The organism is Ruegeria sp. HKCCE4148, assembly GCF_017872495.1.
In the GTDB taxonomy this organism is placed as follows: domain Bacteria; phylum Pseudomonadota; class Alphaproteobacteria; order Rhodobacterales; family Rhodobacteraceae; genus Ruegeria.
Genome location: NZ_JAEDOS010000002.1, coordinates 893,656 through 908,185, shown reverse-complemented (window position 1 = coordinate 908,185; position 14,530 = coordinate 893,656). Strand labels below are relative to the sequence as shown.

At 56.2% G+C, this 14,530-nt stretch carries 13 protein-coding genes; 11 read left to right on the top strand and 2 right to left on the bottom strand.

Features of this window, described 5'->3' with window-relative positions; translation table 11 throughout:
* Nucleotides 1–34 precede the first annotated feature (34 nt).
* The 7 genes from I9187_RS09300 to I9187_RS09270 all read left to right on the top strand — a co-directional run bounded on the left by I9187_RS09300 (nucleotide 35) and on the right by I9187_RS09270 (nucleotide 8,247).
* On the top strand, nucleotides 35–979 hold the full coding sequence (locus I9187_RS09300) for an ABC transporter permease (RefSeq protein ID WP_171176448.1): 945 nt from the start codon (nucleotides 35–37) through the stop codon (nucleotides 977–979).
* The gene (locus I9187_RS09295) at nucleotides 960–1,838 is read left to right on the top strand and encodes an ABC transporter permease (RefSeq protein ID WP_348540080.1); all 879 of its coding nucleotides are present in this window, start codon (nucleotides 960–962) and stop codon (nucleotides 1,836–1,838) included. Before I9187_RS09300 ends, I9187_RS09295 begins: the two co-directional genes overlap by 20 nt.
* Nucleotides 1,838–2,824 carry an ABC transporter ATP-binding protein gene (locus I9187_RS09290; RefSeq protein ID WP_171176452.1) on the top strand — a complete coding sequence of 329 codons (987 nt, stop codon included), beginning with the start codon at nucleotides 1,838–1,840 and terminating at the stop codon, nucleotides 2,822–2,824. The genes I9187_RS09295 and I9187_RS09290 overlap by 1 nt, the downstream gene beginning before the upstream one ends.
* Nucleotides 2,821–3,822, top strand: coding sequence for an ABC transporter ATP-binding protein (locus tag I9187_RS09285; RefSeq protein WP_171176453.1), 1,002 nt, complete (start codon nucleotides 2,821–2,823; stop codon nucleotides 3,820–3,822). The genes I9187_RS09290 and I9187_RS09285 overlap by 4 nt, the downstream gene beginning before the upstream one ends.
* Entirely contained in the window at nucleotides 3,819–5,837 is a 2,019-nt protein-coding gene (locus I9187_RS09280; RefSeq protein WP_209509402.1) for a CocE/NonD family hydrolase, read from the top strand. Before I9187_RS09285 ends, I9187_RS09280 begins: the two co-directional genes overlap by 4 nt.
* A gap of 69 nt (nucleotides 5,838–5,906) precedes the next feature.
* Nucleotides 5,907–6,761, top strand: a complete 855-nt coding sequence (locus I9187_RS09275; RefSeq protein WP_171238006.1) for an alpha/beta hydrolase — start codon at nucleotides 5,907–5,909, stop codon at nucleotides 6,759–6,761.
* A gap of 16 nt (nucleotides 6,762–6,777) precedes the next feature.
* A complete protein-coding gene (locus I9187_RS09270) occupies nucleotides 6,778–8,247 on the top strand; it encodes a M81 family metallopeptidase (protein WP_171176459.1) in 1,470 nt (489 codons plus the stop codon).
* 91 nt (nucleotides 8,248–8,338) lie between these two features.
* On the opposite strand, the gene I9187_RS09265 is transcribed toward I9187_RS09270, so the two are convergent.
* On the bottom strand, nucleotides 8,339–9,934 hold the full coding sequence (locus tag I9187_RS09265; RefSeq protein WP_171176461.1) for a choline dehydrogenase: 1,596 nt from the start codon (nucleotides 9,932–9,934) through the stop codon (nucleotides 8,339–8,341).
* Nucleotides 9,935–10,043: 109 nt separating this feature from the next.
* Here I9187_RS09265 and I9187_RS09260 point away from each other — a divergent pair, with 109 nt between their 5' ends.
* The 4 genes from I9187_RS09260 to I9187_RS09245 all read left to right on the top strand — a co-directional run bounded on the left by I9187_RS09260 (nucleotide 10,044) and on the right by I9187_RS09245 (nucleotide 14,163).
* On the top strand, nucleotides 10,044–11,282 hold the full coding sequence (locus tag I9187_RS09260; RefSeq protein ID WP_171176463.1) for a TRAP transporter substrate-binding protein: 1,239 nt from the start codon (nucleotides 10,044–10,046) through the stop codon (nucleotides 11,280–11,282).
* A gap of 66 nt (nucleotides 11,283–11,348) precedes the next feature.
* Complete coding sequence (locus I9187_RS09255) at nucleotides 11,349–12,014, top strand: TRAP transporter small permease subunit (RefSeq protein WP_171238007.1); 666 nt, start codon at nucleotides 11,349–11,351, stop codon at nucleotides 12,012–12,014.
* Nucleotides 12,014–13,372, top strand: coding sequence for a TRAP transporter large permease (locus I9187_RS09250; protein ID WP_171176467.1), 1,359 nt, complete (start codon nucleotides 12,014–12,016; stop codon nucleotides 13,370–13,372). Before I9187_RS09255 ends, I9187_RS09250 begins: the two co-directional genes overlap by 1 nt.
* 11 nt (nucleotides 13,373–13,383) lie before the next feature.
* A complete protein-coding gene (locus tag I9187_RS09245) occupies nucleotides 13,384–14,163 on the top strand; it encodes an IclR family transcriptional regulator (RefSeq protein ID WP_171176469.1) in 780 nt (259 codons plus the stop codon).
* Here I9187_RS09245 and I9187_RS09240 read toward each other — a convergent pair whose 3' ends face one another.
* Nucleotides 14,164–14,448, bottom strand: coding sequence for a hypothetical protein (locus I9187_RS09240; protein ID WP_171176471.1), 285 nt, complete (start codon nucleotides 14,446–14,448; stop codon nucleotides 14,164–14,166).
* Nucleotides 14,449–14,530 lie beyond the last annotated feature (82 nt).

Here is a 14,530-nt window from a genome sequence, read left to right as displayed (position 1 = left end):
CCAAATGCCGCCCGTCCGCCAATAGGGGGCACGTATGCTAAGCTATTTTTTCAAACGGCTTGGACTGGCTGCTGCGATTGTCTCGGTCGCCATGTTCCTGCTGTTTTGCATGATCTACCTGATCCCAGGCGATCCGGCCTCGGTAGCACTGGGCCCTCGGGCAACCGAGGAAATGCGCGCCGCCCTGCGCGAAAAGATGGGGCTGAACCAGCCGGTTCTGGTTCAGTTCTGGAATTTCTACATCGGCGCCTGGACCGGTGATCTTGGGGATGAGGTTCTATCAGGCCGCCCCGTCACCACGGTTGTCTTCGAACAACTGCCCTACACTCTGGCCCTGATCGTTGGCGGCATCACGTGGTCGGTGGCGCTTGGTATCCCGCTGGGCTGCTGGGCAGCAGTCAGCCGCGGCAGCTGGGCTGACCGGGTTGTAGGTATCCTCTCTGTGGCGGTAATCGCGGTGCCATCCTTTGTCATTGCGATCTATGCCCTGCTGATCTTTGCTGTTGAATTGCGCTGGCTGCCTGCCATCGGCGCGGGCGAACCCGGCGATCTGGGCGATCAATTGACCCACCTGATCCTGCCTTCGCTGGCGGTTGGTCTGGGCTGGGTTGGCTATATCGCCCGCATGGTCCGCGCCTCGATGCTCGAAGTGCTAGAGGCCAGTCATATCCGTACCGCGCGCGCCTTTGGCCTGCCAGACAGGACGATCACCTTTCGCTATGCCCTGTCGATTGCGATCCTGCCCACGGTCACCTTGCTGGGCGTGGGCATCGGCCAGATGCTGTCCTCGGCCGTCTTTGCCGAGATCGTCTTTGCCCGCCCCGGCGTCGGCAAGCTGGTCTATGACGCCATCCTGACGCGCAACTTCCCCATCGTGACAGGCACTGTGCTGATCACCACCGTCCTTTTCGTTCTGCTCAACCTGTTGGCAGATCTCATTATCGGAGCTTTGGATCCCCGTGTCAGAAGCAGTTTCTAATCCCGCCCCCGGGCGCATGGCCGAACTGTGGCGCCCGATCCGCAAAATCCTGCGAGAACCTTTGGGCGCGCTGGGATTGTTCCTTGTCCTGTTTGTCATCTTCGGCGCCGTTTTCGCCGATCTGTTAACCAGTTGGGACCCGACCAAGATTAATCCGCGGGACCGATTTCAGGGACCAAGCGCAAATCACCTGATGGGTACGGATCAGTTGGGCCGGGACCTGTTTGCACGCGTGCTACACGGCGGACGGATTGCCTTGTTTGTCGCGCTGGTCTCGACGGCGGTTTCGCTGGTGATCGGCATCGTTCTCGGTCTGATCGCAGGTTACGGGCCGCGTTGGCTGGATAACCTGATGATCCTGCTGTTCGACGCAATGAAGAGCTTTCCAACCGTCATGCTGGCCCTTGCGCTGGTGACGCTGATGGGGCCGTCACTGACCGCCGTGATGGTTGTTGTCGTTCTGGTCACCGTGCCTGGATATGCGCGGATCATCCGAACCCAGACCATTGCATTGAAAACCTCGGAATACGTCACGGCAGCGCAAAGTATGGGCGCGTCATCGGCGCGTATCCTGCGGGTACATATTCTGCCCAACGTGATCGGGCCGCTGGTTATCCTCGCGTCGATGGACATTCCGGTCGTCATCGGGATTGAGGCGGGCATGAGCTTTCTGGGCCTTGGTGTTCGCCCGCCAACCCCAAGCTGGGGCTCGATCCTGAATGACGGGTTCACCAATATCCGCGACACCGCCTGGATCGCGATTGCCGGCGGTGTGCCGATCATCATCACAACGCTGGGCTTTACCTTCCTGGGTGAGACGCTGCGGGACGTGTTTGATCCCCGGCTGAAAGGACGCTGATGACCACGCTGCGCATAGACAACCTGAACGTCAGCTTCTCGACCGAAGCCGGGCCGCTGCATGCGTTGAAAAACGTCAGCTTCGATGTACCGGAAAACCGGATCGTCGGCATCGTGGGCGAATCCGGCTGCGGGAAATCCACGTTGATCAACGCCATTTTGGGCCTGCTGGCAGACAATGGTAGCATCGACGGTGGCTCGATCCTGTTCGAAGGGCAGGATGAACTGACAAGCCTGCCCTCGTCGCGGATGCGCGACCTGCGCGGCCCGCGCATAGCCACCGTGTTTCAGGACCCGATGGGCGCGTTGAACCCGGTCATCTCGGTCGGAAAGCAGATGCTGAATATCCAGTATCGCTCGACTTTGTCGAAAGACGAAAAGATGAACCGCGCTGTCGAGATGCTGGAACTGGTCCGCATTCCTGATGCCCGCGCGGCGCTGGCGCGGTATCCGCATCAGTTCTCGGGCGGGATGAAACAGCGGATTGCCATCGCCATGGCGCTGATGATGGAACCCGCCCTTCTAATCGCGGATGAACCCACAACGGCGTTGGATGCGACACTTGAGGTGACCACGATCGAGTTGCTCAAGGATTTGCAGCAGAAAATCGGCTGTTCGGTCATGTTCATTTCGCACCATCTGGGTGTCATCGCCGAACTGTGTGATGACGTTGTGGTCATGTATGCGGGTGAAGTGGTGGAGCGCGGCACCGTCCGCCAGATATTCCAAGACCCTCGCCACCCTTACACAGCGCGATTGCTTGAATGCGACCCGGCGCGGCAAAGCGAACGCACCCGGCATCTGCCGACAATCCCCGGAGAAATCCCTGATCTGCGCGCGCGGCCCGCAGGCTGTATCTTTGCCAATCGGTGCGATCTCGTGAGCGACGCCTGCTCGGCCCCTCCGCCCGACAAAGACATCGGAGACGGTCATGTCGCGCGCTGCATTATTGCAGATTGTCCCGAGGAAACCGGAGTGACTGCATGAGTAGCGATCCCATTCTCAAGGTTGAAGACGTCCAGGTTTCTTTCCCAGTCGGTGGGTTCGGGCGTCGAAACTCGATCCTGGGCGTGGCCGGGGTGAGTTTTGAAGTTAACCGAGGCGAAACCTTTGCACTCGTTGGAGAAAGCGGGTCGGGTAAAACGACCCTCGCGCGGGCTGTGAATGGTCTGCAGGAAATTAGCGCAGGATCCATAACGTTCGAAGATCAACGTATCGACGAGTTAGACCCAAGGGCGATGAAGCCTGTCCGCAAACGCATGTCGATGATGTTTCAAGACCCAGTAGGATCCCTTTCACCTCGTATGACCGTGGGTGATCTGGTGACGGAACCATTCCGCATTCACGGCATCGAAGGGCGTAATCTGCGGGATGAAGCCGAGCGTCTGCTGACGCTGGTCGGTTTGCCCACAAGCTTTGACTCGCGCTTCCCGCATCAGTTGTCAGGGGGGCAGGCTCGGCGGGTTGGAGTGGCACGAGCCATCGCATTGGACCCGGCGTTGATTATCGCAGACGAACCGACTGCGGGACTGGATGTTTCGGTTCAGGGTGAGGTGCTGAACCTGCTGAACGATTTGCGGGAACGTCTTGGGCTGGCAATGGTGATTATCACGCACAATCTGCACGTGGTGCATCATGTGGCGGATCGAACTGCCGTAATGTATCTGGGTCGATTTGTAGAAGCTGGTGAAACCGAAGAGGTATTCAGCGCGCCGCAGCATCCCTATACCGCAGCACTGCTCTCGGCCAACCCCGAGCCTGATCCGGACAAGACCCACGACCGGATCACCTTGCCGGCTGAAGTCCCTTCGCTGTTGGCTCGACCGTCGGGTTGTGAGTTCCACACCCGTTGTCCCTGGGCTCAATCGCAGTGCAGTTTTGATGCTCCTGAAAGACATGTTACGGATGAGCGGGTAATCGCATGCCACTTCCCGCTGGCACCTGGGGCCCGCCCGCCTGAGCAAAAAGAAAGCGTCTTGTCATGAGTAATGTTGAGGTCATCGAAACCGTCTGGATACCAATGCCTGACGGAACGCAGTTGGCAGCAAGACTGTGGTTGCCCGAAGCGGCGAAAACCACTCCGCTGCCCTGCATCCTTGAATACATACCCTACCGTCGTCGAGACCGCACGCGAATGCGCGACGAAAGTATGCACCCGCATTTTGCAGCCGCTGGGTATGCTTCGATTCGGGTGGATATTCGGGGCTATGGGGATAGCGACGGCATTGCTGAAGACGAGTATTCACATCAGGAAACCCAAGACGGACACGACGTCATCCAGTGGATCGCAGATCAGGACTGGTGTGATGGAAATGTGGGAATGTTCGGAAAAAGTTGGGGGGCATATAATGCGTTCCAAGTCGCGGCAACACGACCCCCGGCCTTGAAGGCTATCGCGCCGGTGATGGGAACGGATGATCGATGGCGCGAGGATATCCATTTCTACGGCGGTTGTCTGGCCAACGATAATTTCTGGTGGGGCTCCATCATGCAGCTCTACAATGCGATGCCGCCCGATCCCGAGATCGTAGGTGAAGACCGCTGGATCGACATGTGGCGCGAACGTATGGAGGGGGCCAGTTTCTGGCCTGCCGTGTGGCTGGAACACCAAACCCATGATGAGATGTGGCGACGCGGCTCGATTTGCGAAAACTACGCCGACGTCGAGGTTCCGGTTTACTTTTTCGGCGGGTGGATGGACCTTTATCGCGACACCCCGTTCCGTATCGCTCAACATCTCAGCGGTCCTGTGAAAATCCTGATGGGGCCCTGGGCCCACCTGTATCCACATGAAGGGGTGCCGGGCCCCAAGGCCGATTTTGTAGGGGAAGTCCTTAGGTTCTGGGACCATTGGTTAAAGGGTATCGACACCGGATTAATGGATGAACCACTCTTGCGGTTCTTCATGCAGGAAAGCGCGGCACCAAGTGGAACTCATCTGCAACGTGAAGGACGCTGGGTCGAAGAACCAAGCTGGCCCTCGCCAAACGTCAAAGATTATTCGATGTGGTTAAACGACGGTACTCTGGACATTAAGCCGCGTACTGGCTCTACAATGTCCATTTGCTCGCCACAGAACTTTGGGGCCGCTGCAGGCGATATGTGTTCGTTTGCCATACCCGGCGACATGGCTGAAGATTGCCGGATCGATGCGGCAGGGGCACTGCAATTCAAAGGTGATCCTCTGGAAGCAGCGGTTGACGTTCTGGGCCAGCCCTCTGTCGAAATCACAGTTTCTGCGGATCAGGAGCAAGGTTTCGTTGCTGCTTTGTTGGTCGACGAAGCCCCCAACGGTGCGCAAACCCTGATTTCTCGGGGGTTCTGCAATCTGAATCATCGGATTGGTGACACCAACCCGACCGCAATTGTGCCGGGCGAGGACATGACCGTGACCATACCGCTTTACGGCAGCGGTTACCGTGTCATGCCCGGTCATCGCATCGTAGTGCAGATCGCCTCGGCTTATTGGCCCGTGCTTTGGCCCGCACCTGCACCCGTAACGCTGACGATCCGCTCAGGGTCATCGTGTTTGCATCTGCCTGTTCGCACGCAAAAGGGGCAAGCATCGGAACCACGCGCGCTGCCCGAGCCAAGCAAGCCTCAAACGGCGCCCCGAAAAACGAAAGTGCGGTCAGGTTCAATGGAACGCTCTATCCGCACTGATCTGACCAACGGAGAAACCATTCACAGGTTTTTCCTTGATGGTGGCGTTTTCGGGCCAGTGGGCGATTTCCGCCTCGACGATATTGGAACGGTGTTAAGCGACGTTTCAGATCGGCGTTACACAATCCATCCCAGCGATCCACTTTCGGCCACCGCAACGATGGAGCAGACGGCCGGTTTCGACCGCGAAGGCTGGTCGGCCAAGATTTGGACCTATTCGGAACAGACAGCGACACCGACGGAGTTTCATTTAACTTCACGCCTCAAGGCTTGGGCCGGAACCGAACTTGTCTATGAGGAAGAGAATGTGCACGTCATCCCTCGTAACGGGATGTAGCCACTAAAACCCAACCAAGTATCGGGCCAAACAGGCTGCTGTCAGCAGTATAATAACAGGAGACGAAGGATGTCGGTATTCTTGCAGTTTGGACCGCGGGCCGAGACTCATCAACTATCGGTCGGGGGTGTGACCATGCGCGTTGTTACCGAAGGTGAGGGGCCTGCTATCGTATTTGTTCCTGGTGGGGACCAAACTGCTGAAGCCTATTCAGAACAGTTCTCGCGCTTATCCGACAGCTTTCGTTGCATCACCTATGATCCTCGCGGTGCGGGCGAGACCCAATCACCCCCGCCTCCCTGGGCGATGAACGACTATGCTGCCGACTGTGCGGCGGTGATCGATGCGTTTGCGGGTGGCCGCGCAACTGTATGTGGCTTGTCGTTGGGTGGCCTCGTTACACAGCAAACTGCGATCGACTTTCCTGACAAGGTTCAACTTGCCATTCCCATGGGAACTTCCGCCTATATCGATGGGTTCACGCGCGACTGGATGCAAGCCGAGATTGACCTTCGAAAAGATGGCATAACCCTACCCGACTACTTTCTTGCCCCCCACTATGCGGTCTATGCCTTTCCAGCCAAAGCGCTGCACGAACCAGAACTGTGGGAACAGCTCAAGGCATCTTACACCGAACGCTTCCGCGACCGCGATCCGCAAGCCACAATCGATCAATGGGAAGCGTGCCTGAACTTCGATTGCCGCGAAGATCTGAAAACCTGCCCGGTCCCTATGCATGTAGTCGCTTTCTCTGAGGATGTTCAGACCGCTCCAGTCATGTGCAAGGTTGTTTCGGACCTGGCGCAGAACGGAACATTCCACGAGATCCCAGGGCTGGGACATGTTTCCATGACACGCCACAAACCTGACGTCGTAGCGAAAAAACTACGCGAGATTTTAAGCGCCGAATTGGTGCAGCAGTAAACGGCTGACCAGTTAGATGAGAATTGCAATTGCAGGATTTCAGCACGAAACCAACACCTTCGTGGAAAGCCCAACGCGACTGAGTGATTTTGAACGGGCAGATAGCTGGCCAGAATTGTTGCGGGGGCGGGACGTTTTGGGCGTGACCGATGGTATGAATCTGCCCATCGCCGGATTCGCAAAGGCGGCGTTGGCGGAAGGCGTGGAATTACTACCCATTCTGTGGTGCGCAGCAGAACCGGGCGGCAAGGTAACAGACCGCGCCTTTGACACCATCGCGAGGCTCATAACTGACAAACTTCAGGGAATGACACCGCTCGACGGTGTTTACCTGGACCTGCATGGTGCCATGGTGACAGAGTCATGGGATGATGGCGAGGGTGAGCTTTTGGCGCGGATCAGACAGATCATTGGGCCGGATCTTCCGCTTGTTGCAAGCCTTGATATGCATGCCAATATCTCGCAACAAATGGTGAATTACTCGGATGCAATGACCATTTTCCGCACCTACCCGCATCTTGATATGGCTGCCACAGGCGCACGGGCGTATCGGATGATACGCGAAATCCATGCAAATGGCCGACCCGCGAAATCGTGGAGACAAGGGGAGTATCTGATCCCGCTGCACATCCAGTATACAGAAGTGGCGCCAGCCCAAACGCTGTATGGAACTCTGAAGGCGTTCGACGGACCCGGCACGCGACTGGTTGAACTTGCCATGGGATTTACCGCAGCGGACACAGCTGATTGTGGTCCATCCGTGCTGGCGTATAGTTCCTCTCAGCCCGACGCCGAGGCAATGGCCGGGCATGTTTTTGCAAAGTTGCAGGCTGCTGAAACACAGTTTGAAACAGCTTTGCTAACGCCAGAGGACGCAGTCGAAACCGCCCAAAAGGCAACTGGCGCTGGGCCTGTTGTGATTGCGGATGTACAGGACAATCCAGGTGCCGGTGCGTCGGCGGACACCACTGGGCTGCTGCGTGAACTTGTTATTCAGAATACCCCACTTTCCATTCTTGGGCTGTTGCATGATCCGCAATTGGCAGCAAAAGCCCATGCCAGGGGTCCAGGTGCAGAATTTGAGGCAGAAATTGGCGGTCGCGGCCCCGGTGACACGCCATATTTAGCAAATGTGCGTGTGCATCATCTGAGCGATGGCCAATGTCGTTACACGGGCGAAATGTATGGCGGCGGGATTGCAACGCTGGGCCCCTCGACGGCATTGCAGCTGATTGGAACGCAAATTCATGTCATAGTAACCAGCATTCGAAATCAATGTCTGGATCTGGCGCAAATTCGGCTGTTCAATCTCGAACCTGAACAGGCACGGATTATTTGCGTCAAAAGCACAGCCCACTTCCGAGCTGATTTTGAACCCATCGCGCAAGACGTCCTGTTATGCGCCGCGCCGGGGCAGTTTCCCTGTGAACTCAAAGATGTAAACTATACAAAGCTGCGATCAGGGGTTCGAATACTCGGAGGATAATTCAAATCCCCAACTCCTGCCTCTCAACTTAATACAACGTTGTTGTCCCACACCGTTGCCAAGCCGAACTATGGGGCTGGAGGATCAGTTGTTATGCATCCGCCTTTATCAAATCACTGGCCTTTTCTCCGATCATGATCGCTGGTGCATTTGTGTTGCCACTGACGATTTCCGGCATGATCGAGCAATCGGCCACCCGCAGGTTTTGTATCCCGTGCACCTTTAGCTTTGCATCAACAACCGATGTCTTGGTGCTGCCCATCGCGCAGGTGCCGGTTGGGTGATAGATTGATGCAGTGTTCGATCTGGCCCAATCCAGCGTGCCTTCATAGTCATCGTGGCTTAACTCTGCCGTTGGTCGAAACTCCTCTGAAATTTTTGACGCCAGAGGGTTCTGTTTAGCGATCCTACGCGCGATGTTCACACCATCCACAATTGTGCGGCAATCCGTTTCTGTAGACAGGTAGTTTGGAATTATTTTGACATGTTTAGACGGATCCGGGCCGTTAAGGCGCAATTCCCCCCGACTTTCCGGGCGTAATTGACAAACCGACATTGTAAAGGCGGAAAACGGATGCACGCCCTCGCCGGGGCTGTCGGCGGACCAGGGCTGAACGTGGAATTGAATATCGGGGGTCTCAACATCCGGGCGGGTCTTCATGAATCCGGTTGCGAGGCTTGCGGCCATGGTCATTGGCCCTGCGCGGAACAACGCGTATTTCAGGGCAATGCGCGCCTGATTGATGAGGCTGCGGACTTCGTCATTCAATGTCGGTTCATTGCATTTGAATACCAGCCGTGCCTGCAAGTGATCCTGCAGGCCCTTGCCGACACCCGGCAAGGCGTGCAGCGGTTCAATACCGTTTTCTTTCAGGTGGTCCGGGTCTCCGATCCCTGAAAGCATTAGAATCTGTGGTGAGTTTATCGCGCCGCCTGACAGAATGATTTCGCGACGGACTTTCAGCGTTTGCTCGACCCCAGAGCGATCCCGATATACCAGACCGGTCGCCTTTTTCTTGTCTATGACCACGCGTGACACCAACGCGTTTGTGATGATGTTCAAGTTTTGGCGGCCTTTTATGGGCTTTAGATAGGCCACGGCGGCACTGCATCGGCGGCCGTTGCGCGTAGTCAGCTGAAAATACCCAACACCCTCTTGTTTGGCACCGTTGTAATCGGGGTTAAACGGGTAGCCTGCCGCTTGTGCAGCGGCGACCCACGCGTCGCAGATAGGACGTTGGATACGCATGTTGGACACGGACAAAGGCCCGCCAACACCGTGATATTCGTCTGCGCCCCGCTCTTGATCTTCACAGCGTTTGAACAGAGGCAGGACGTCATCCCAGCCCCATCCTTCATTGCCCATTTGCCGCCAGCGGTCATAGTCTTCCTTTTGACCGCGTACGTATAGCAACCCGTTCAACGAGGATGAGCCGCCCAACACTTTGCCGCGTGGCCAGTCGATCGAGCGCCCGTTCAACCCCGGATCAGGTTCGGTGCGATAACACCAGTCGACCGTGGGGTTATGCATGGTTTTGAAATAGCCAACGGGGATGTGAATCCACGGGTTGCTGTCGCGGCCACCAGCCTCAAGCAATGCAACACTCGTGTTGGGGTCGGCGCTGAGCCGATTGGCAATCACGCAGCCTGCGGAACCGGCCCCGACAATCGCATAATCCACTTCCATTATCGCCTCCTCCCAATGCCGCTGAAAAAAACTCTATGCAAGATAGAGGAATTATACTAGCCTTTTTTGATACAAAACGTCTCAATAATTGCAATCAGGGAGGTAAGCAATGGAGATCGGTAAGAAACTGAGTGGTATTTCGCGGCGGGATTTCTTCCGTGTGGCGGGCCGTTACGGCATGAGCTCGACACTGTTGGCAGCAGGCGGGTTCGGTGGAGCGATGAGTTTGGCGAATCTGGCTCAGGCCGCCGAATCAACCTATGAAAAGCGCTTTTCTAAAGAGCCGAAACACACGCTGAAGTTTGGTGCTTCTGGATTCAACACTCGCAACCTGCTGATCGAACGCGCCGGTGCGATCGAGTTCGCGCGTGATCTTGAGGAACGCACTGACGGAGAGATCCGGATTGAGTTCATCGGCGACAATCAGATCTGCGGACAGCTGAGCTGTGTCGAGAAGACCCAGCAGGGGATCGTCGACATTTACGCGGCCTCGACCCAGAACTCGGCCGGTGGCGCACCTTACCTGAACGTGTTGGATTATGCTTACATGTTCCCGAGCCGCGCGGCGCAGTATCACTTTTTCTACAGCCCCGCGAGCCAGCGCATCCTGCGGGATCCCCTGGAAAAACGGCACGGGTTAAAGTTCCTGTTCACCCATTGCGAACTACGCGGTCTGCAAATGGGTTCGACCTTTGCGGACAAGCCGACCGTGACCAAGCTGGAAGAGCTGTTTGGCACAAAGAACCGCGTGACGGGCACGCAGCTTGGCCGCATCGCCATGCAGCTCTTGAATCTGAATCCGGTGCCGGTGGCATGGGAAGAAACGCTGGACGCTTTGAAAACCGGTCTGATCGACGGCGCCGAAACTTGGGCCTCGGCTGTAGCCTACGCCAATATGGCGCCGGTCGTATCTCAGTCGGTCAACCTGAAGTTCTTCTGCGGAACCGAGCATACATCGATGTCGGCCAAGGTCTTTGACGGTTTGGGCGGCGAGTTGCAGGATGCAGTGATGGAGTCCTCTTACTTCACTCAGGCTTTGATTCAGGGTGCGAACGAGGCCGCGCTGCTGAACACAGTTGGGTTCTCAGAGCCGCAATTGCCCAACACGATCTTTGCTGAGAACGGTGTGCGTCCGGCCTTCCTGCCCGACGATCAGATCAAACTGGCCGAAGAGATGTGTGCCCCCAACTATAACCCTGAACCTTGGGCGCAGTGGCGTGAGCGTCTGAACAAATGGGCCGGTGGCATCGACACCTATCAGGAAATCTACGACATCGCGCGTGAGATTCCAGCAGACATGCTGCCGGAGAATGTCGAGCCACGCCGTTGGTGGATGGGCCAGGCCTGATAAGCTTCTGCGAACCGGCCCATAGCGGGCCGGTTCGATGCAAAACCGACTGGGAGGACGGGGTACATGTCGTTTTGGGCAGAAACAGGCGCGATATTCAGCGCCTTTCTCAGCCAGGATTCCTTCGAGATTCAATCTGCGCTGGAATCGAACGCGACCTGGGTATTGGGCGCGGTCGTCGCGGCCCTGGGCGGGGTCGCGATCATGCTGATTTATCGGGCAGTGCCCTTTGTCGAACGCCATCTGGAGCGGTCGGTGATGGTGTATTCCTATCTCGCTATCGCGCTGATCATCTTCTGGGGTGTTATTGATCGGTTCGTCTTTAACGATCAGGAGCCGTGGTCGACGACCATCCCGCCGCTCTTGTTCATGGTCATGGCGTGGTTTGGCGCGTCCTATAATGTCCGTCTGCGCACTCATCTGAGCTTTAGCGAATTTCGAACCGCTATGCCCCGTGGCGGACAGCTGACCTGTCTGATCCTTGATGCGATTTTGTGGTTTGGCTTTGCGGTAATCGTGATCGTGACCACCACGCGTCTGGTGGCGTTGTCGGCGTCAAATTTCCAGATCGTTCTGGGCACGGACAACATCATGCAGTGGTGGTTCCTTCTGGCTGCGCCGCTGTCTTTCTTTCTGATGGTTGGGCGGGTCTTTCAGAACCTGGCAGATGATCTTCACAATTGGAAAACGGGTGAGCCGCTTATCAAGCAGGCCGTGATTGGGGCAGACTGATGGCTGACGGAACTTTGGTGACATTAATCTCGCTGGGCGTGACCTTTCTGTTCATGCTGGGCGTGCCCGTTTTTCTGGTCATTGGATATTGGGTGATCGGTTGCTCCTTTGTGCTGGGTCTCACCCTGGACAACATGGGTGCCGAGCTTCTCAATGTCTTCAACAAGGGCTTTGCTCTTTTGGCGATGCCCCTGTTCATTCTGACCGGTGACCTCATCAACAAATCCGGCATTGCCCGAAGGCTCAGTGACTTTGCCTACGCCTGTCTGGGCTGGATACGCGGCGGGTTGGCAATGGCTTCGCTTGGGGCATGCGGGTTGTTTGCGGCGATCTCGGGGTCGAACTCGGCGACGACGGCGACAATCGGCTCGATGCTGCATCCAGAGATGGTCAAGGGCGGCTATGATGAACGTTTCAGTGCGGCCACTGCGGCAGCGGGTGGCACGGTGGGGATCATCATTCCCCCATCAATCATCTTCATCGTCTATGGGTTTTTGATGAATCTGCCAATTTCCGAACTTTTTGTGGCAGGGATTCTACCCGGCGCACTGATGGTTATCGGGATGCAATTTGCTTGCTGGATTATCTGCCGCATGAACGGGTGGGGCTACCTGATCCCGTTGCAGCTGAACCGTGTCCTGAAAACGGCGTTTGGCGCTTGGCTTGGTTTCTTCGCCATTGGTTTGGTGCTATGGGGCATTTACACAGGCAAGTTTTCCCCGACCGAGGCCGCAGGTGTAACTGTTGGCTTCTGCGTCATTGCCGGTCTGGTCAGCTATCCGATCAATCGGATCATGGGCGCACGGAATGACATTCCACCAACCGAGAAAAGCTTTGCCGAAATGTTCGTGGTTGAAGGTTTCACAATCCCCGAGATCCCGTCGATCGTGATCCGTTCGGCGCAGATCACCGGCATTCTTGCGCCGCTGATCGCTGTTTCTGTGGTGATGCAACAGATCCTGTCCTTGCTAGGGGCGCAGCAAACCATTGGCGATTTCGTGACTTCAATGGGTGGCTATTATGCGGTTCTGTTCACTTCGATGGTCATCGTCTTCTTTTCGGGCATGGTGCTGGAGAGTTTGCCAGTCACAATCATCCTTGCCCCGATCCTTGCCCCGATTGCAGCTTCGGTTGGAATCGATCCGGTTCATTTTTCGGTGATCTTCCTGGTTGGGGCATCTATCGGGTTCATCACACCACCTTACGGTCTAAATCTCTATGTAGCTTCGGGCGTGACAGGCGTACCCTATTTCCGGTTGTTGCGATACACGGTGCCGTATCTGGTGGCGTTGCTGTCGGTTTGGATTTTGGTGTCGCTTGTGCCCGATCTGGCCTTGATCCTACTTCCAAATAGCTAGACTGTTACGGGATGGCTGAAACGGAAACACAAGAGAAAGAAACTCAGATCCCGACCAACTTGCGCCTTCTTCTCATACTTGAGGAGGTGGCGCGGCGCGGTGTGGCCGTCAAACCATCGGACTTGATCGAAACACTTGGGCTGGCCAAGCCAACCATTCATCGTTTGTTGCAAACAGCAGAAGCCGAAGGTTTCCTGCAACGCGATCTGGACGGTCGCTCTTATGGGCCAGGTCGCCGGTTACGGTTGCTTTCGGTCAATACGATGTCGTCAGAGCATCTGCGAACAGCACGTTTGGCAATCTTGCGCAGTGTCGCGGAAGAAGTGGGCGAGACCTGCAATCTGGCTATCCCGGACCGCGAGGGAATGATATATCTTGACCGGGTCGAAACGAAGTGGCCTTTGCGCATTCAGTTGCCTGTCGGTACGCAAGTACCCTTCCATTGCACCGCAAGCGGCAAGATGTATCTGTCCACACTGCGGCAGAAAACGCTGGATGGGTTTCTTTCAGCAGGAAACTTACGGCCGCAGACCGAACACTCGTTGACGGATCCCAAAGCTTTGCAAGCGGAAATCCGGCGTATATCCGAAAACAATTTTTCCACAGATGACGAGGAGTTCATGGCCGGAATGACAGCTCTTGCTGTGCCGATTCAAGATGGGCAGGGCAGGTTGGCTGGAACGCTTTCGGTTCATGCCCCGACACAACGTCACGATGTCAAAAGCCTGATGTCGTTTCTGGGCACGCTGCAAAAAGGGGCGAAAGAGCTTTCGGCGATGTTAGCGGAATGATCAGTACCTAAGATGACAGTTAGGATGCAAATTTCCTTCCGTGCCGTCTCCGGCATCCTCGATCGTGCCCCCTGTGACATCGTTTTGATAATCTTGTGCCTTTGGTCCGATTTCAAACAACACTGTCGTGTTGCCGAGCGGCGCAAAGGACCAGTTTGCGAGTGCTTTGGGGTTGGTTATGCCTTGCTCGACGATATAGCGCACGATCTCGTCGCGGCTGGTGTCCAGGGCCTTGAATGCGAGCGTGTCTCCCGGCGTACCAGATAAGAACCTGCCGTCGGACACGCGTTAATTGTCGGTAGCAATAAGGAACTCCAAATCGCCTTTGACAGCTTCCGGGTATCTTGAAGGGCCACGAAGCATGATC

Coding starts and splice junctions, on each gene's coding strand:
- I9187_RS09250 (WP_171176467.1), top strand. CDS start 12,014: ATGGCTGACGGAACTTTGGTGACATTAATCTCGCTGGGCGTGACCTTT.
- I9187_RS09300 (WP_171176448.1), top strand. CDS start 35: ATGCTAAGCTATTTTTTCAAACGGCTTGGACTGGCTGCTGCGATTGTC.
- I9187_RS09245 (WP_171176469.1), top strand. CDS start 13,384: ATGGCTGAAACGGAAACACAAGAGAAAGAAACTCAGATCCCGACCAAC.
- I9187_RS09265 (WP_171176461.1), bottom strand. CDS start 9,934: ATGGAAGTGGATTATGCGATTGTCGGGGCCGGTTCCGCAGGCTGCGTG.
- I9187_RS09290 (WP_171176452.1), top strand. CDS start 1,838: ATGACCACGCTGCGCATAGACAACCTGAACGTCAGCTTCTCGACCGAA.
- I9187_RS09280 (WP_209509402.1), top strand. CDS start 3,819: ATGAGTAATGTTGAGGTCATCGAAACCGTCTGGATACCAATGCCTGAC.
- I9187_RS09255 (WP_171238007.1), top strand. CDS start 11,349: ATGTCGTTTTGGGCAGAAACAGGCGCGATATTCAGCGCCTTTCTCAGC.
- I9187_RS09260 (WP_171176463.1), top strand. CDS start 10,044: ATGGAGATCGGTAAGAAACTGAGTGGTATTTCGCGGCGGGATTTCTTC.
- I9187_RS09275 (WP_171238006.1), top strand. CDS start 5,907: ATGTCGGTATTCTTGCAGTTTGGACCGCGGGCCGAGACTCATCAACTA.
- I9187_RS09285 (WP_171176453.1), top strand. CDS start 2,821: ATGAGTAGCGATCCCATTCTCAAGGTTGAAGACGTCCAGGTTTCTTTC.
- I9187_RS09270 (WP_171176459.1), top strand. CDS start 6,778: ATGAGAATTGCAATTGCAGGATTTCAGCACGAAACCAACACCTTCGTG.